The following is a 17,430-nucleotide window of genomic DNA, read 5'->3' as shown; positions in this document are numbered from 1 at the left end:
ATCCGTTCCTGGCGGATCAACGGGCCCGAAATGGTTCAACGGCGTGCCGCAAGGGCGTGGGGTGCGCGCTGAGATCCGGTGCCAAGGCGTCACACGGTGTTCACGCGGTGAATGCCATGATGGACGAATGGATGTCGAGAACGCCATTGACCCAGGGATCGCGCGCGACCTGGACGATGATTTCGAGCCCTTCGACACGGCCGGAGACACGACCCTGCCCGAGGAGCGCTACCTCGACCGCGAGCTGAGCTGGCTCGCCTTCAACCAGCGGGTGCTCGAACTCGCGGAGGACCCCGACCTCCCCCCTCTGGAGCGGGCCAACTTCCTCGCCATCTTCGCCTCGAACCTCGACGAGTTCTTCATGGTGCGTGTCGCCGGGCTCAAGCGCCGCATCCTCACCGGGCTGGCCGTGCCCACGAACGTCGGCCGCGCACCGGTCGACGTGCTCAACGACATCTCCGCGAAGGCGCACACCCTGCAGGAGCGGCACGCCGCCGCCTACCAGGAGCTGGTGCGGCCCGCCCTGGCGGAGAACGGCATCGTCATCACCCGCTGGAACGAGCTGCAGCCGGGCGAGCACGAGAAGCTGCGCGACTACTTCTCACGCCAGATCTTCCCGGTGCTGATGCCGCTCGCGGTCGACCCCGCGCATCCGTTCCCCTATATCTCGGGGCTCTCGCTCAACCTCGCCGTGCGGGTGCGCAACTCGCGCACGGGAAAGCAGGAGTTCGCTCGCCTGAAGGTTCCGCAGATGCTGCCGCGGTTCCTCGAGATCGACAGTTCCGCCGGCACCCAGCGCTACATCGCCCTGGAAGACCTGATCGCGAACCACCTCGGCGACCTCTTCCCGGGCATGGAGATCATGGATCACCACGTCTTCCGGGTGACCCGCAACGAAGACGTCGAGATCGACGAGGACGAGACCGAGAACCTCATCAAGGCCCTCGAGAAGGAGCTGCTGCGGCGCCGGTTCGGTCCGCCCATCCGGCTCGAGGTCACCGAGGACATGGATGACCTCACACTCGGACTGCTCGTTCGCGAACTGGATGTGACGGAGCAGGAGGTCTTCCGGCTCCCCGCTCCGCTCGACCTCTCCGGCCTGTTCGACATCGCGCGCATCGACCGGCCCGACCTGCACTATCCGACGCACGTTCCGACGACGAGCGCGCGCCTGGCGCCGAGCGAGCCGAACCGGCCCGCCGACATCTTCGCCGCCATCCGCCGCGGCGACGTGCTGCTGCACCACCCGTACGAGAGCTTCGCGACGAGCGTGCAGGCGTTCATCGAGCAGGCGGCGGCCGACCCGCACGTGCTCGCGATCAAGCAGACGCTCTACCGCACGTCGGGCGACTCGCCCATCGTCGAGGCGCTGATCGACGCCGCGGAGTCGGGCAAGCAGGTGCTCGCGCTCGTGGAGATCAAGGCGCGCTTCGACGAGCAGGCCAACATCAGCTGGGCCCGCAAGCTCGAGAAGGCAGGCGTGCACGTCGTGTACGGCCTCGTCGGGTTGAAGACGCACTGCAAGCTCGCCCTCGTCATCCGGCAGGAGAAGGGGCAGCTGCGCCACTACAGCCACATCGGCACCGGCAACTACAACCCCAAGACGAGTCGCATCTACGAAGACCTCGGCCTGCTGACCGATGACGACCAGGTCGGCAAGGACCTCACCCGGCTCTTCAACGAGCTCTCGGGCTACGCCATCGAGAAGAAGTTCAAGCGGCTGCTCGTTGCTCCGCTGCACCTGCGCAAGGGCCTGCTGCGCCACATCGCCGAGGAGACGAAGAACGCCCTCGACGGCCGCCCATCCGGCATCCGCATCAAGGTCAATTCGATGGTCGACGAGGCCATCATCGACGCCCTCTACCGGGCGTCGAACGTCGGCGTGCCGATCGACATCTGGGTCCGCGGCATCTGCAGCCTCATGCCGGGCGTGGAGGGAATGAGCGAGAACATCCGGGTGCGCTCCATCCTCGGGCGCTACCTCGAGCACTCCCGCATCTTCTCGTTCCTGAACGACGGCGACCCGCACGTCTTCATCGGCAGCGCCGACATGATGCACCGCAACCTCGACCGGCGCGTGGAGGCGCTCGTGCGCCTGGACGATCCCGGGCACATCGCCGAGCTCGGGGCGCTCTTCGACCAGGCGATGTCGGATGCGACCTCGTCGTGGTGGCTCGGCAGCGACGGCGTGTGGGTGCGTCATCACCGCGACAAGAACGGCGAACTGCTGGAAGACATGCAGAACTCGCTCATGCAGCGCATCGGACAGCGTCCGCGCGCGGGGAGGGGTCGGTGACGACGGCCGTCTTCGCCGCCGGCGCAGTCTGCTGGCGCGAGGTCGACGGCAAGATCATGATCCTCGTGGTGCATCGCACGGTGCACGGCGACGTCACCATCCCCAAGGGCAAGGTCGACCCCGGCGAGACCCTTCCGCAGACCGCGGTGCGCGAGATCAAGGAGGAGACCGGGCTCACGGTCGCCCTCGGCGTGCCCGTCGGCGTCTCGCACTACACGATCGGCAGCGGCCGTAACAAGATCGTGCATTACTGGGCCGCCGAGGTGACGGACGATGCGATCACGCGATCGACATTCATCCCGAACGGCGAGATCGCCGCGCTGGAGTGGGTGAGCGTGAAGAAGGCGCGCACCTATCTCAGCTACTCCACCGACGTCGAGATTCTCGAGGCCTTCGCGAAGCTCGTCGAGGCGGGAGTCACGCAGACCTTCGCCCTCGTCGTGCTGCGCCATGCCAAGGCGATGGCACGGGGTGAGTGGAAGAAGTCGGATGCCACCCGCCCGCTTGCCGACCGGGGTGTGAAGCAGGCCGCGGCGATGGTGCCGACCCTGCTGGCCTGGAGGCCGCGGCGCATCATCACGAGCTCGGCGACCCGCTGCGTCACCACGGTGACACCGCTCGCCGTGGCGACCGGCATCGAGGTGCGACGCACGGACGCCATCAGCCAGGACGCCTTCGAGGAGGGCACGGCCGACATCCGTGCGATCGTCGGCAAACGCGTGCGTGCGCGCAAGACGGCCGTGATCTGCAGTCACGGGCCGCTGCTCGGCGAGATCCTGCGGGAGATCGCGCTCGCGACCGGAACCGTGACGGGCTCGTACGTGAACGACGCAGCGGACCTCGACACCGGGGCGTTCTCGGTCGTGCACCTCTCGCGCACGAACCCGAGCTCGGGCATCATCGCGATCGAGACGCACTCGCCGCGGGTCTGATCGCGCGGTGCCTGGGCGGGCTGTCGCTGAGCGGATCGTGGCCATTCGTTAAGGTTCCGTTTACCACCCGTGAGCCGGTGCTTCATGCGTCGCACCTACGGTCATGACCGGGCCGAGTACCGGCCCGACTCTTGCACTCACACCCTGAAAGGGACCCCCTGTGAACCTGAAGCGTTTCTACGCGCCGGCCGCGGTCGCCATCGCAGCCACCATCGCACTCTCCTCGTGTGCGGCCAATGAGGCACCGGCCGAGTCCGCTGCACCCACGTCTGACGCACCTGCGCTCTCCGGAACGCTGAACGGAATCGGCTCCTCGGCCCAGGGCACCGCACAGACCACCTGGATCGCCGGCTTCCAGACCGACAACCCGGACGTGACCATCAACTACGACCCGCAGGGCTCCGGCGCCGGTCGCACGAGCTTCATCTCGGGCGCAGCCGACTTCGCCGGCTCGGACGCCGCCCTGAAGGACACGGAGCTCGCCGGCGCCTTCGCCGCCTGCGCTCCCGACACCAAGGGCATCGACCTTCCCGTCTACATCTCCCCCATCGCCATCGCGTACAACGTCGAGGGCCTGAAGGACCTGAAGCTGGATGCGGCCACCATCGCCGGCATCTTCAGCGGCGCGATCACGACGTGGGACGACGCGAAGATCAAGGCCCTGAACTCCGGTGCCTCGCTGCCCTCCGCCCCCATCACGGTCGTTCACCGTTCCGATGACTCGGGCACCACGCAGAACTTCACCGAGTACCTCGCCGCGAACGCGAAGGACGTCTGGACCGCTCCGGCCTCGCAGACCTTCCCCTTCCAGGTCGGCGACGCCGCCAAGGGCACCTCGGGTGTCGCAGACGCGACCAAGAACGCCGCCAACTCGATCACCTACATCGACGAGTCCGGTTCCGCCGGCCTCTCGATCGCGCAGCTGAAGGTGGGCGACTCGTTCGTCAAGCTCTCCGCTGACGGTGCCGCTGACGTCGTGGCCGCCTCTCCCATCGCCGACGGCCGTGAGGACAACGACCTCGCGATCGCGATCGACCGCACCAACACCGACAAGAACGCCTGGCCGCTCGTGCTCGTCAGCTACGTGATCGCCTGCCAGCAGTACGCCGACTCGGCCAAGGCCGACCTGGTGAAGGGCTACGTCGACTACATCGTCAGCGACGCCGCCCAGCAGGCCGCAGCGGAGCAGGCCGGCTCGGCCCCGCTCTCGGCCGACCTCGCCAAGAAGGTCAAGACCGCGGTCGCTACCATCAAGTAACTCCACACCTCACTCGGCCTGGGTCGCCTCGACCCAGGCCGAGTCTTGGGTGTTCGGCACCGCCGCACCCGAACCGAACGACAGAAAGCCACCGCATGTCCGTCGCAACCGCGAGTGCTCCCAAGGCCAAGATCCGTCTTGGCGACCGCATCTTCTCAACGAGCACGGTCGTCGCCGGTGCGCTGATCCTCGCGACCCTCGCAGCGGTCGCCATCTTCCTCGTCGTGCAGAGTCTGCCGGCCATCTTCGCCGCCCCGGGCGAGCTGCCGAACGACGCCTCCAACTTCTGGGAGTACGTCTGGCCGCTCGTCTTCGGAACCATCTGGGCCGCGTTCCTGGCGCTGCTCATCGCGACGCCGCTCTCGCTCGGCATCGCACTCTTCATCTCGCACTACGCGCCGCGCAGGGTCGCGCAGACGCTCGGCTACATCATCGACCTGCTCGCCGCGGTTCCGTCGGTCGTCTTCGGCCTGTGGGGCATCGCGACGCTCTCCACCTTCGTTCAGCCCTTCTACGCGTGGCTCGGCCAGCATCTGGGCTGGTTCCCCCTGTTCGCCCCGCCGATCTCGGGAACGGGGCGCACCATCCTCACCGCCGGAGTCGTGCTGGCCGTCATGGTCATCCCGATCATGACCGCGATCTGCCGCGAGGTCTTCCTGCAGACTCCCCGACTTCATGAGGAGGCGGCCCTCGCCCTCGGCGCCACCCGGTGGGAGATGGTGCGCATCGCCGTCCTGCCCTTCGCCCGCTCGGGCATCGTCTCGGCCATCATGCTCGGCCTCGGCCGCGCGCTCGGCGAGACACTCGCCATCGCGATGGTGCTCTCTCCCGCGATCGTCGTGAAGTTCGCGGTGCTGCAAGCGCAGAGCCCCAACACGATCGCCGCGAACATCGCCCTGCAGTTCCCCGAGGCCACCGGCGTCTCGGTGAACGCGCTCATCGCATCCGGCCTCGTGCTGTTCGTGGTGACGCTGCTCATCAACGTGCTGGCCCGCTACATCGTCAACCGCCGCAAGGCCTTCTCGGGAGCCAACTGATGACCACCGCGACCCTGGCCCGGCCCCTGTCGAACGCCTTCACCGCCGGTAAGCTCCCGCGCGGCACCACCTGGATGGTGCTCGTGGCCAGCTGGGCCATCTTCGGCGCCGTCTTCGCCGTGCTCGCCGCGTCGGGAGCTACGAAGGACTTCAACATCGTGGGTGCGGTGTTCTTCGGCACCCTGCTTTTCGATCTCGCGCTCTACCTCATCTCGCTGCTCGTGGAGGGCAGCCGTCGAGCGATGGACAGGCTCGTCACCTCGCTGGTCGCCACGGCCTTCGTGATCGCCCTCCTTCCGCTGATCTCGCTCGCCTGGACGGTCATCACCAACGGCCTCGCGCGCTTCGACATCGCCTTCTTCACCCAGTCGATGCGCAACGTGATCGGCCCCGGGGGCGGCGCGCTGCACGCCATCACCGGCACGCTGCTCATCACCCTGATGGCGGCACTCATCTCGGTGCCCATCGGCCTGCTCACCTCGATCTACCTCGTCGAATACGGGCGAGGCGCACTGGCCCGCGGCATCACGTTCTTCGTCGACGTGATGACCGGCATCCCCTCGATCGTCGCCGGCCTGTTCGCCTACGCGCTGTTCGCGCTCTTCTTCGGCCCCGGCATCCGCAACGGGTTCATGGGCGCGATCGCCCTCTCGGTGCTCATGATCCCGGTGGTCGTGCGCTCGAGCGAGGAGATCCTGCGTCTCGTGCCGAACGAGTTGCGCGAGGCGTCCTACGCCCTCGGCGTGCCGAAGTGGCTCACCGTGCTGCGCATCGTGCTGCCGACATCGCTCGCGGGCCTCACGACGGGCATCATGCTCTCGATCGCCCGCGTCATCGGCGAGACGGCTCCGCTGCTGATCGTCTGCGGGTTCACGACGAGCATGAACTACGACCTGTTCAACGAGCGCATGATGACCCTGCCGGTGTTCGTCTACACCCAGTACACGCAGGCCGCGGGCCTGCACGCCCAGGACTCGATCGATCGCGCCTGGACGGCCGCCCTCGCCCTCATCCTGATCGTGATGCTGCTGAACCTCGTCGGCCGCATCATCGCCAAGGTCTTCGCCCCCAAGTACGGCCGCTAAGAAGCAAGGAATCCCCACAGTGTCCAAGCGCATCGAGGTCAACGACCTCAACGTCTACTACTCCAGCTTCCTCGCCGTCGAGGGTGTGTCGCTGACCATCGAGCCCCGCACCGTGACGGCCTTCATCGGCCCGTCGGGATGCGGAAAGTCCACCTTCCTGCGCACGCTCAACCGCATGCACGAGGTCATCCCCGGAGCCCGCGTCGAGGGCGAGGTGCTCATCGACGGGAACAACCTCTACGGCCCCGGCGTGGACCCGGTGCTCGTGCGCCGGCAGGTCGGCATGGTCTTCCAGCGCCCGAACCCGTTCCCCACGATGTCGATCGGCGACAATGTGCTCGCCGGCGTCAAGCTCAACAACCGACGCATGTCGAAGAGCGAGTCCGACGGCCTCATCGAGCAGTCGCTGCGGGGGGCGAACCTCTGGAACGAGGTCAAGGACCGCCTCGGCCAGCCCGGTTCGAGCCTCTCGGGCGGACAGCAGCAGCGTCTCTGCATCGCCCGCGCCATCGCGGTCTCCCCCGACGTGCTGCTCATGGACGAGCCCTGCTCTGCACTCGACCCCATCTCGACGCTCGCCATCGAAGACCTGATGGAGGAGCTGAAGCAGGAGTACACGATCGTGATCGTGACCCACAACATGCAGCAGGCATCGCGCGTCTCCGACAAGACGGCGTTCTTCAACATCGCCGGAACCGGCAAGCCCGGCAACCTCATCGAGTACAGCGACACGACGACGCTCTTCTCGAACCCCACCGTGCAGGCCACCGAGGACTACGTCTCGGGCCGCTTCGGTTGATCCGGCCGGCGCCTCGCCGTCTTCGGGTCGCCCCCCACCTTCCGAAAAGCGAGGAGATTCCGAAAAGCGAGGCGATTCGTGCGCCACGCCGCCTTCCGACGGATGCGCACGGCGTGCCTGCGAGAATCGCCTCGCTTTTCGGCTGACCCAGGCCCGATCAGTCGCGCGGGCTCAGCAGGTAGCGCGTGAAGGCATCCGTCGGCTCACGATCGATCGCGAGCGGCATGCCGTCGAGCTCGATGACGGGCGCGGCCAGCCGAACGCTCGACACCAGCCAGATCGCGTCTGCCGTGCGCAGTTCCTCACCAGTGACGTCGCGTTCGGCCACGGGGTACTCGTGCGTGCGGATGTACTCGAACAGGCTCGCCTGCGTCGTTCCCGCCAGGATCGACCCTGACGGCCGCGGGGTGGTGAACACGCCGTCGATGCGGGCGATGACGCTCGAGGTCGGACCCTCCATCACGTAGCCGTCACTCGTGAGAAAGATGGTGTCGTCGGCGCCCCGACGCTTCGCCTCGCGCAGCGCCGCCATGTTGACCGCATAGCTCAGGGTCTTCGCGCCGAGCAGCAGCCACGGCGCCCGTTCGGCCGCTCCGCTGTCATAGCCGCGGTCGAGGGTGATGACCCGGATGCCGTTGCCGCGCACGACGGTGAAGTCGGCGGCCGCCGTCACGGTCAGCCAGGCCGTCGGCGCCGGTCCGTGCTCGACGCCGCGGCTGAGCACGATCTTCATCGCGAGCTCGCCCTCCTGCGGCACGTTGGCGGTGGCGTAGTCGATCGCGGCGCGCCACTGCACCGGGTTCGGGGCGGGGAGGTCGCAGATCTCGGCGGAGCGGGCCAGCCGGGCCAGGTGCGGCTCGCGCTCCTGCGCATGCCCGTCGACGATGGCGATCGTCTCGAAGATCCCATCGCCGCGCTGCGTGCTCAGCTCCCCCACCCGCAGTGCCGGCGCCGAGGCGTCGACCTCGCGGAAGCTGCCCGCGACATCCGTCGCATCGGCGGGCAGCGGATCGAGGATGAGCGTGAGCGGCAAGGTCATGAAAATCACCCTAGTCGTGGGCGCGTGCGAGGCTGATGACATGAGATTCCGCATCTTCACCGAACCGCAGCTGGGCGCGACCTACGAGGACCAGTTGCGCATGGCCCAGGCGGCCGAGCGGCTGGGCTTCGACGCCTTCTTCCGCAGCGACCACTTCCTCACGATGGCCGGCGACGGCCTGCCCGGTCCGACGGACTCGTGGGTCACCCTCGGGGCGCTCGCACGGGAAACGACGAGCATCCGACTCGGAACGCTCGTGTCGTCGGCCACGTTCCGGCTGCCGTCGCTGCTGGCCATCCAGGTGGCCCAGGTGGATGCGATGTCGAACGGGCGGGTGGAACTCGGGCTCGGCACGGGCTGGTTCGAAGCCGAACACCGCGCCCTGGGGATACCCTTCCCGGGCAAGCGCTTCGACCGCTTCGAAGAGCAGCTCGAGATCATCACCGGACTGTGGGCCACTCCGGTCGGAGAGTCCTACAGCTTCAACGGCGAGCACTACACCCTCGTCGATGCGCCCGCCCTTCCCAAGCCCGCGCAGGCATCCGTGCCCCTCATCATCGGCGGTGGTGGCGCGAAGCGCACTCCCGCTCTGGCGGCGCGGTACGCGAGCGAGTTCAACCTGCCGTTCGGCAACGACGATGAGACCGCGGCGGCGTTCGATCGCGTTCGAGAGGCATCCGCCGCTGCGGGCAGGCCGCCCGGAGACGTCCGGTTCTCGGTGGCGCAGACCACCATCATCGGACGCGACGACGCCGAAGTTGCCCGCCGTGCGGAGGCGGTTGGACGCACCGCGGATGCGGCTCGTCGTGATGCGCTCGGCGGCACTGCCGCGCAGGTCGTCGACCGCATCGGAAAGTACCGTGACATGGGCGCCGAGACGATCTACCTGCAGCTGCTCGACATCCACGACCTCGATGCACTCGAGCTCATCGCAGCGGAGGTCGTGCCGCAGCTGCGCTGAGGCGCACTGGGCAGAAGTATGGCCGGACCGCAGAACGCCTCTCGGCGCAAGGCCGCTCGGAGCGGCGAATATTGGAGCCCGGGGTTACTGCGGCCCGACCACGATCAAGTGTAAGCGATGCTCCGGCAAGAGTGTTCCTCTGTCGGCTATTCGAGGCCGATGACGAGTCTCAACGATCCTTCGAACTCGGGTTGAGCGCGCAGGACGCCGTGCGCCGCATCCCATTTGCCGGTGGCCAGATCGTCGGAGAGGTCGCGGACGAAGCGGTCCGCCACCTTCGGGCCTACGAAACTCCACGCGGAGTTGGCACGGCGGGCTCCGGGATCGAGCAGTGCCTCCGGCCTGCCGTAGTACGCCTCGCCGAACCCGTCGGTACAGTCCAAGGGAATGGGGACGACGTCCACACGGCTGTGCGCTCCGAGCGCCTCGGTGATGTGGTCGATGGCGGGATAGCGCGCCGCCTCCGTGGCGATCACCTCGGGCGCGTAGTCGTTGAGCCAGAACCGGTCGAGCGCTGCGGGGTCGCACGTCAGCACGACGACCGGGCCTCGGGTCACCCTGCGCAGCTCGGCGAAGCCCTTGTCGAGATCGGCCCACTGGTGCACCGTGAACGAGGCGAGGGCCGCGTCGAAGCTGTCGTCGTCGAAGGGCAGGTTCTCAGCGGTGGCGTCGATCGCGCGGGCCAGTTCCGGCGATCGCTGGGCTCGCATCGTGGCGGAGGGCTCGACCGCGGTCACCGCCCGGCCGCGCGGCTCGTAGGAGCCGGCTCCGGCTCCCACGTTCAGCACGGTGCGCGCGTCGCCGAGCGCCTGCTCGACCGCGGCCGCGATTCGCTCGTCGGGCTGACGGTACGTCGCATAGCCCTCGCCGATACGGCCGTAGTCCGCGTCGCCTGCACTTCCGTCATCGGTGCGTTCCATGCTCCCAGCCTCGCAGATCGGAACGGATGCGGCTCAGTCCAGCGACTCCGACCGCCACAATCGGGCGCACGCGCCGAGCTCCTCCGCCAACTGGGCGAAGCGGGCGGAGCGGGTCGTCAGCTCGGTGGCGCGCTCGGGCTCGGCCGCGTCGGCGTCATCGGCGAGGCTCGCAGCCCCGGCCGCCATGAGCCGGCAGAAGGATGCCGCGCGATCCAGGGCGATGGCGAAGTCGCCGGTGAACAGGCCCCGCAGGATCGCATCCGCCAGCACGACGATGTCATCGGGGCCGGTCGGCGTCGGAGCACCGGCAACGACCTCGTCGATGGTGCGCGAGACCTCGGTGCCGCGCTGGTACAGGAAGCTGGTTCCCACGGCATCCTGCCGGATGAGCAGTCGCAGCAGGTAGATGCGCCAGAGCGCCCCCGGCAGGCTGCGGGCGGATGCGCGCGACCACAGCTCGGCGACGGCGTCGATGCCGTTCTCGTCGGTGTAGGTCACGAGGCGATCGACGATCTCGGGGTCGGGATCGGCGCGAACCCGGCTGAGCAGAGCGTTGGCGGTCTCGTGCGCGACGCGGCTCAGCTGCGCTGGATCATCGCCGCCGTGGAACGCCTCGAAGACGCGCGACGGGAACTTGGTGGGCTTGTGGAACTCCTCGGTCATCGTGCTCCTCTCGATCGCCGACGTTCCGACAACGCTACGCGCATTAACCCGCGATCGATCCGCGATAGATTGGAACGCGCGGGCCTCTAGCTCAGTTGGCAGAGCAGCGGACTTTTAATCCGCGGGTCGTGGGTTCGAGCCCCACGGGGCCCACCCCCGCTCTCCGTCCTCGTCATCGGGCGGAGCATACGTTCCCTGGCGGGGGCAGGAACCCCCGCCGGGACATCGAGGCTCCGCCGGACCCCCCGTCGGCAATTCATTCGGGTTCGTTGCCCAACGCGCGGAGGGCTCGCGTCATCGCTCCGCCGAGGTTCCACTCCGCGGCGAGCGCCGTCAGCGCCTCAACGCGTTCCTCGGGCAGGGGACGGATGCGAGCGTCGAACTCGCCGAGGTCGAGGTCGCGCACGACCTCGACGACGCGGGGCGCGACCTTGAGGTAGTCCCCGGCAGCGGCGATCTTCGATCGCATCGTGGCGGACATGCCCGCCGCGGCATCCGTCGAGGCGGCGATGATGGCGTCGAGGCTGCCGTGCTCCGCGAGCAAGGCGGCGGCGGTCTTCTCGCCGATGCCGCCGACACCGGGCAACCCGTCGGAAGCATCCCCCCGCATGACGGCGAAGTCGGCGTACTGCCGCGGCTCCACGCCGTACTTCGCTCGCACGACCTCGTCGGTCAGCACCTCGAGCTTGTTCACGCCGCGCGCCGTGTAGAGCACGCGCACCCCGGATGCGTCGTCGACGAGCTGGAACAGGTCGCGATCACCCGTCACGACGTCGACGGGTTCGGAGGCCTGCGCGGCGAGGCTGCCGATGACGTCGTCGGCCTCGTGCTCGGCCGCGCCGAGCACCGGAATGCCGAGCCCATCGAGCACCTGCCGGATCAGCGGGATCTGCGCGAGGAGAAGGTCGGGCGTCTGCTCGACATCGGGGGAATCCGCAATGGCCCTCTCTACCCGGTGCGCCTTGTAGCTCGGAATGAGCTCGACCCGCCAGGCCGGCCGCCAGTCGTCGTCCCAGCAGGCCACGAGCTGCCCCGGCTCGTACTCGGTCACGAGCCGGGCGATGAACTCGAGCAGCCCGCGCACGGCGTTAACAGGCATGCCGTTGGGGGCCTTGATCGTGTCGGGAATGCCGTAGAAGGCGCGGAAGTACAACGACGCCGTGTCGAGGAGCATCAGTGGGGCGGTCACACCCCGATCATGGCATGCGGGCCGGTCGCTGCGCCGGTTTCAGCTCGTCATGGCGCGCAGGCCGCTCATGAGGGCGATGCGCTCCTGCGAAGTACGGCCGAGCGGAGTGACCGCGAGGGTGGTGACACCCGCCTCGGCGAACGCGGCCACGCGCTCCGCGACCTCGCTCGGCGTTCCGATGAGATTGATGGCACGCGCCAGCTCATCGGGCACCGCGGCGATCGCCTCGTCCTTGCGCCCATCCAGGTACAGGTCCTGGATGCGCGCGGCCTCGGCCTCGAAGCCGTACTGCGAGACGAGGTCGTTGTAGAAGTTCTTGCCACGCGCGCCCATACCGCCCACGTAGAGCGCGATCTGCGGCTTCACGAGAGGCAGCACCGCATCCGCGTTCTCGCCGATGTACAGGGCCGGGCTCGCGAACACCTCGAGGTCGCCCAGTGCGGCATCGCGCTTGGTGCGGCCGGTCGCCAGCGAGTCACCCCAGACATCGGCGGCCTTCTCGGGGTGGAAGAACATCGGCATCCAGCCGTCGGCGATCTCGGCCGTCTGCCGAACGCTCTGCGGGCCGAGGGCGGCGACCACGATGGGGATGCGCTCGCGCACAGGGTGGTTGATGAGCTTGAGCGGCTTGCCGAGCCCCGTGCCCTTCTCGGCGGGCAGCGGCACCTGGTAGCTGCGCCCGTTGTACTCCACCCTCTCGCGCCGCCACACCATGCGGCAGATCTCGATGATCTCGCGCGTGCGGCGCAACGGCGCGTCGTAGGGAACGCCGTGGAAGCCCTCGATCACCTGTGGCCCCGATGCACCGATGCCCAGCACGAAGCGCCCGTCGGAGACGAAGTCGAGGCCGGCCGCCGTCATGGCCGTCAGCGACGGCGTGCGGGTGTAGATCTGCAGGATGCCGCTGGCGAGCTTGATGCTCGACGTCGACGCGGCCAGGTAGCCGAGCTGGCTGACCGCATCGAACGAGTACGCCTCGGGAACGATGACGATGTCGACGCCGGCCTTCTCGAGCTCGCCGACCTCGGCGGCGGTCTCCCGGAATCCGCCGGCATAGTTCAGCATCATGCCGATCTGCATGCCCATCAGAACCCTCCGAAGCGGATGCCCCAACGGATGCTCCAGCTCTCGCCCGGCGAGAGCCGGCGCAGCCCCGCGCCCGAGTTGAACGCATCCGCGGGACCGGTCATCGGCTCGATCGCGACCGCCCAGACGGGCCCGTCGACCGAGGGGAAGACGTGGGTGTTGTAGACCTGCACGAAGCCGAAGTTTTCATCGGCCCACATGGAGACGGAGCGACCGTCGTCGGCAGTCAGCGAGTGCACCGACTCCCCGCCCTTCACGATCACGTCGGCCCAGGCGTCGTCGAGGTCGATCTCGCCGACCCGCACACCATTGCGCAGGTCGAACGGGGTGCCGTCTACGGGCGTGAGGCCCGTCGGGTTCAGGCGGTCGTCGACGTCGATGTGCGTCTTCGCGGCGACCCGAACCGTCAGCTCCGCGGCGGAGAGGTCGCCGATCGTGAGGAACGGATGCGTGCCCACGGTCACGGGGGCCTCTCCCGTGCCGACGTTGGTCAGCGTGTGGGTCACCTCGATGCCGTCGTCGACGAGCGCGTAGCGCACACTCGTGTCGAGGTGGTACGGGTAACCCAGCTGCGGGAAGACCTCGGCCGCGAGCGTCAGTGCGGCATCCGACCGCTCTGCGACCCGGTAGGGCGCGTAGCGCAGCAGCCCGTGGATGGCGTTGTTCTTGTCGGGCTCGGTGAGGGCGAGCTGCCGCGTGGTGTCGCCGTCCTGCCAGCGTCCGTCGCGCACCCGGTTGGCCCACGGCACGAGCACGACCCCGGAGCACGCCGGCGCGGGCGCGTCGGTCGCATAGGGCTGCACGAGGTCGATCTCGCCGAGACGCAGGCCCCGCAACGACGCGCCCACCTCGGTGATCGTCGCGGTCAGGGCGCCGGAAGGCGTGCTGGAGCGCAGTTCGAACTGCTCTCCGGTGGGTGCGGTCATGAGTCCAGGCTTTCGATGGGGGTGGTGAGGATCTCGATGCCGGCGGAACGGAGCTCGTCGATGACGGCACCCGGTGCCTCGGCATCCGTCACGAGCGTATCGACATCGGCGAGGGGCGCGACACGTCCGAGGTGGATGCGGCCGAGCTTCGAGGAGTCGGCGACGACAACGGCGCGCTCCGCGGCGTGCAGCATCCGTTCCTTCACAGCGGCCTCGGGCAGGTTCACGTTCGTGATGCCGCCGACCATGTCGACCCCGTTGCACCCGATGAAGGCGATGTCGGCGTGCACCCGGCCGAGAACCGCGTCGGCGAGCGGGTCCACGAGCGAGTGCTGCAGTGGCCGCAGTGCACCTCCGGTCACGATCACGGTGAACCGCGGGATCGCGCTCTCGAGTTCGAGCGCGATCGAGAGCCCGTTCGTGACCACGACGAGATCGGCGAGATCCCGTCGCGCCTTGAGCGCTCGTGCGACGGCCAACGTCGTCGTACCCACGTCGAGGATCACGCTCTGACCGCTGGTCACCAACGAGGCCGCGAGCTCGCCGATGCGTTGCTTCGGAACCACGGATGCGGCGAGCGCCTCCTCGAACGACGGCTCGCGGTGGGGCTTGGTCGCACCGGTGGTCGCCGGTACCGCGCCGCCGTGCACACGCCGAACGGCACCCGCTTCCACGAGAGCGTCGAGGTCGGCGCGTGCCGTCACTCCCGAGACCCCGAAGCTGTCGGCGAGATCGGTGACCCGCACGAAGCCGCGCTCGCTGATTGCCGCCAGGATGCGATCACGCCGAACGGTGGCCGGCAGCGGCTCGACGGTTTCAGCGCTCACACTCCGATCTTCTTTTACTTTTGCTTTTCATGCAATACGCAAGTGCACTTGTTTCGTTTTGCCAACACACGTACAGTGAGAGCGCCATGCACACGACAGCACAACCGAGCGCCGTCGACGAGCGCATCACGCGACGTCGCCATCACCTCGCCGACGGCCGCGAGCTCATCTACTTCGACGACGCCGACACGACGCTCGATCCGGAACGCGCACCCGACCTGCGCGAGCTCGACGCGCGCCCCGAGACGGCCACCATGCGACAGGACCCGCTCACGGGTGAGTGGATCTCGATCGCCGCCGCGCGCCAGAACCGGGTGTTCCTGCCCCCGGCCAGCCTCGACCCGCTCGCGCCGCAGTCCTCAGGCAACGCCTCGGAGATCCCCAGCACGTACGACGTGGCCGTGTTCGAGAACAAGTCGCCCTCGTTCGGGCCGCTGCTCGCCGAGCACCCCATCGACCTCGCCGAGCTCTCCCGCGTGGGCCTCGGCCGCACGCTGCCGTCGGTGGGCCGCTGCGAGGTCGTGTGCTTCAGCCCTGCCCACACCGGTTCCTTCGGCACGCAGACGCTCTCGCGGGCGCGCACCGTCATCGAGGCGTGGGCCGATCGCACCGCCGCCCTCTCGGCGCTGCCCGGCATCGAGCAGGTCTTCCCGTTCGAGAACCGCGGCGAGGCCATCGGCGTCACCCTGCACCATCCGCACGGACAGATCTACGCCTACCCCTATGTCACGCCGCGCACCGCGCGATTGCTCGATTCGATCGAGCGCTACGGGCCCGGGCTCTTCGCGGACATCCTCGCGAGCGAGCAGGCGGGCGAGCGCCTCCTGCTGCGCGGGGAGCACTGGAGCGCCTTCGTGCCCTTCGCCGCTCGCTGGCCCATCGAGGTGCACATGCTGCCCCACCGTCACGTTCCCGACTTCGCCGCGACGACGCTCGCAGAACGCGACGAACTCGCCGTGCTCTACCTGCGGCTGCTGCGCGGTGTCGACGCCCTCTACGAGACGCCGACGCCCTACATCGCCGCCTGGCACCAGGCGCCCGTGCACGTCGGGCGCGACGAGATCCGGCTCATGCTGCAGATCACGAGCCCGCGCCGGGCGGCCGACAAGCTCAAGTACCTCGCCGGCAGCGAAGCCGCCATGGGAGCATGGATCGGCGACGTGCCGCCCGAGCAGGCGGCCGCCGCCATCCGCGCGGCCATCGCCCGCGCCGACGAGCAGACACCCGTCATCGTCGAAGGGAGCCACGCGTGAGCGGCCTCTCCACCACCGTGCGCGAGAGCTTCGAGCGGCGCTACGGCCGCCGGCCCACCGGCATCTGGTCCGCGCCCGGCCGGGTGAACCTCATCGGGGAGCACACCGACTACAACCTCGGGTTCGTCTTCCCCTTCGCGATCGACCGACGCACCGAGCTCGCCCTCGCCCCGCGCGAGGATGCCGTCATCCGGGTCGCCTCCTCATTCGCTCCGGAGGCCGTCGAGATCTCCCTCGATGAGCTGCGTCCGGAGCGACTCTCGGGCTGGTCGGCCTACCCGCTCGGTGTCGCCTGGGCGCTCGGCGAGTTCGGAGCGAGCCTCGGCAGGCTGCAGGGCGCGGATGTCGTCATCGACTCCCACGTTCCCGTCGGCGCCGGCCTGTCGTCGTCGGCCGCGATCGAGAGTGCGATGGCGATCGCGCTGAACGATCTCTGGCGCCTGGACCTCGACCGGCGCACCCTCGCCAAGGTCGGCCAGCTCGCCGAGAACCGGGCCGTCGGCGCGCCCACGGGAATCATGGACCAATCCGCCTCGCTGCTCGGCCGGGCCGACTCCGGCGTGTTCCTGGACTGCCGCAGCCTGGCTTCGGAGGTCATCCCCCTCGGCTTCGACGCTGCCGGACTGGCGGTGCTCATCACCGACACGAAGGTCAGCCACGAGCACTCCACGGGCGGCTACGCTGCCCGGCGAGCCTCCTGCGAAGCTGGAGCGCGGGCGCTGGGGGCCGACTCGCTGCGCGACGTCAACGTCTCCGACCTTCCGCACGCGGCCGAGGTCCTGGATGCCGAGACGTTCCGCCGGGTGCGCCACGTCGTCACGGAGAACCAGCGCGTACTCGACACCGTCCGGACCCTGCGCGAGCGCGGGCCGCGCGCCATCGGCGACCTGCTGAACGCGTCGCATGTCTCGATGCGCGACGACTTCGAGATCTCCGCACCCGAACTCGACCTCGCCGTCGCGACGGCCCAGGCATCCGGGGCCGTCGGCGCCCGCATGACCGGCGGCGGCTTCGGCGGGGCGGCGATCGCCCTCGTGCCGCTCGAGCAGGTCGACCCGGTCAGGTCCGCCATCGCGGAGGCGTTCGCCTCGGCCGGCTTCGGCGCACCCGACCAGTTCGTCGTGCGCGCGGCCCAGGGCGCCGCCCGCGAGGAGTAGCG

At 68.7% G+C, this 17,430-nt stretch carries 16 protein-coding genes and 1 tRNA gene; 10 read left to right on the top strand and 7 right to left on the bottom strand.

The window, feature by feature from the left end; genetic code table 11:
- The first annotated feature begins 127 nt into the window (after positions 1 to 127).
- The 6 genes from WDJ51_RS03495 to pstB all read left to right on the top strand — a co-directional run bounded on the left by WDJ51_RS03495 (position 128) and on the right by pstB (position 7,407).
- Positions 128 to 2,296, top strand: coding sequence for an RNA degradosome polyphosphate kinase (locus WDJ51_RS03495; RefSeq protein ID WP_337851045.1), 2,169 nt, complete (start codon positions 128 to 130; stop codon positions 2,294 to 2,296).
- A complete protein-coding gene (locus WDJ51_RS03490) occupies positions 2,293 to 3,228 on the top strand; it encodes an NUDIX hydrolase (protein WP_337851044.1) in 936 nt (311 codons plus the stop codon). Before WDJ51_RS03495 ends, WDJ51_RS03490 begins: the two co-directional genes overlap by 4 nt.
- Before the next feature lie 160 nt (positions 3,229 to 3,388).
- Entirely contained in the window at positions 3,389 to 4,486 is a 1,098-nt protein-coding gene (pstS, locus tag WDJ51_RS03485) for a phosphate ABC transporter substrate-binding protein PstS (protein WP_337851043.1), read from the top strand.
- A 95-nt stretch (positions 4,487 to 4,581) separates the two neighbouring features.
- The gene (gene pstC / locus WDJ51_RS03480; protein ID WP_337851042.1) at positions 4,582 to 5,523 is read left to right on the top strand and encodes a phosphate ABC transporter permease subunit PstC; all 942 of its coding nucleotides are present in this window, start codon (positions 4,582 to 4,584) and stop codon (positions 5,521 to 5,523) included.
- A complete protein-coding gene (gene pstA / locus WDJ51_RS03475) occupies positions 5,523 to 6,608 on the top strand; it encodes a phosphate ABC transporter permease PstA (protein ID WP_337851041.1) in 1,086 nt (361 codons plus the stop codon). The genes pstC and pstA overlap by 1 nt, the downstream gene beginning before the upstream one ends.
- 19 nt (positions 6,609 to 6,627) lie before the next feature.
- Positions 6,628 to 7,407: a phosphate ABC transporter ATP-binding protein PstB gene (pstB, locus tag WDJ51_RS03470; protein ID WP_337851040.1), complete on the top strand. Its 780-nt coding sequence runs from the start codon at positions 6,628 to 6,630 to the stop codon at positions 7,405 to 7,407.
- A gap of 157 nt (positions 7,408 to 7,564) precedes the next feature.
- Here pstB and WDJ51_RS03465 read toward each other — a convergent pair whose 3' ends face one another.
- Entirely contained in the window at positions 7,565 to 8,446 is an 882-nt protein-coding gene (locus WDJ51_RS03465) for an aminodeoxychorismate lyase (protein WP_337851039.1), read from the bottom strand.
- Between the two features lie 40 nt (positions 8,447 to 8,486).
- Here WDJ51_RS03465 and WDJ51_RS03460 point away from each other — a divergent pair, with 40 nt between their 5' ends.
- Positions 8,487 to 9,407 (top strand): LLM class F420-dependent oxidoreductase, encoded by a 921-nt coding sequence (locus tag WDJ51_RS03460; protein ID WP_337851038.1) that lies wholly within the window; start codon positions 8,487 to 8,489, stop codon positions 9,405 to 9,407.
- A 146-nt stretch (positions 9,408 to 9,553) separates the two neighbouring features.
- Here WDJ51_RS03460 and WDJ51_RS03455 read toward each other — a convergent pair whose 3' ends face one another.
- Both WDJ51_RS03455 and WDJ51_RS03450 read right to left on the bottom strand, forming a co-directional pair.
- A complete protein-coding gene (locus tag WDJ51_RS03455; RefSeq protein WP_337851037.1) occupies positions 9,554 to 10,327 on the bottom strand; it encodes a class I SAM-dependent methyltransferase in 774 nt (257 codons plus the stop codon).
- A 33-nt stretch (positions 10,328 to 10,360) separates the two neighbouring features.
- Positions 10,361 to 10,990: a DNA-directed RNA polymerase subunit beta gene (locus WDJ51_RS03450; protein ID WP_337851036.1), complete on the bottom strand. Its 630-nt coding sequence runs from the start codon at positions 10,988 to 10,990 to the stop codon at positions 10,361 to 10,363.
- 80 nt (positions 10,991 to 11,070) lie between these two features.
- Here WDJ51_RS03450 and WDJ51_RS03445 point away from each other — a divergent pair.
- A tRNA-Lys gene (locus tag WDJ51_RS03445) sits at positions 11,071 to 11,143 on the top strand.
- Between the two features lie 103 nt (positions 11,144 to 11,246).
- Here the strand turns inward: WDJ51_RS03445 and WDJ51_RS03440 are convergent.
- The 4 genes from WDJ51_RS03440 to WDJ51_RS03425 are packed head-to-tail and all read right to left on the bottom strand — an operon-like array spanning position 11,247 to position 15,018.
- Positions 11,247 to 12,179, bottom strand: a complete 933-nt coding sequence (locus WDJ51_RS03440; RefSeq protein ID WP_337851035.1) for a 5'-3' exonuclease — start codon at positions 12,177 to 12,179, stop codon at positions 11,247 to 11,249.
- Positions 12,180 to 12,218: 39 nt separating this feature from the next.
- Positions 12,219 to 13,265: an LLM class F420-dependent oxidoreductase gene (locus WDJ51_RS03435; protein ID WP_337851034.1), complete on the bottom strand. Its 1,047-nt coding sequence runs from the start codon at positions 13,263 to 13,265 to the stop codon at positions 12,219 to 12,221.
- The gene (locus WDJ51_RS03430) at positions 13,265 to 14,191 is read right to left on the bottom strand and encodes an aldose 1-epimerase family protein (RefSeq protein ID WP_337851033.1); all 927 of its coding nucleotides are present in this window, start codon (positions 14,189 to 14,191) and stop codon (positions 13,265 to 13,267) included. The genes WDJ51_RS03435 and WDJ51_RS03430 overlap by 1 nt, the downstream gene beginning before the upstream one ends.
- Positions 14,188 to 15,018, bottom strand: a complete 831-nt coding sequence (locus tag WDJ51_RS03425) for a DeoR/GlpR family DNA-binding transcription regulator (protein WP_337851032.1) — start codon at positions 15,016 to 15,018, stop codon at positions 14,188 to 14,190. The genes WDJ51_RS03430 and WDJ51_RS03425 overlap by 4 nt, the downstream gene beginning before the upstream one ends.
- Before the next feature lie 86 nt (positions 15,019 to 15,104).
- Between WDJ51_RS03425 and galT the strand changes: the two genes are divergently transcribed.
- Both galT and galK read left to right on the top strand, forming a co-directional pair.
- Complete coding sequence (galT, locus tag WDJ51_RS03420; RefSeq protein ID WP_337851031.1) at positions 15,105 to 16,271, top strand: galactose-1-phosphate uridylyltransferase; 1,167 nt, start codon at positions 15,105 to 15,107, stop codon at positions 16,269 to 16,271.
- Positions 16,268 to 17,428 carry a galactokinase gene (gene galK, locus WDJ51_RS03415; protein ID WP_337851030.1) on the top strand — a complete coding sequence of 387 codons (1,161 nt, stop codon included), beginning with the start codon at positions 16,268 to 16,270 and terminating at the stop codon, positions 17,426 to 17,428. Before galT ends, galK begins: the two co-directional genes overlap by 4 nt.
- Positions 17,429 to 17,430: the final 2 nt, after the last annotated feature.

The sequence above is a fragment of the Rathayibacter sp. YIM 133350 genome, assembly GCF_037404875.1.
In the GTDB taxonomy this organism is placed as follows: Bacteria; Actinomycetota; Actinomycetes; order Actinomycetales; family Microbacteriaceae; genus Orlajensenia.
Note: the sequence above shows the minus strand (reverse complement) of the source record. Positions and strands in the feature narration are given on the sequence as shown.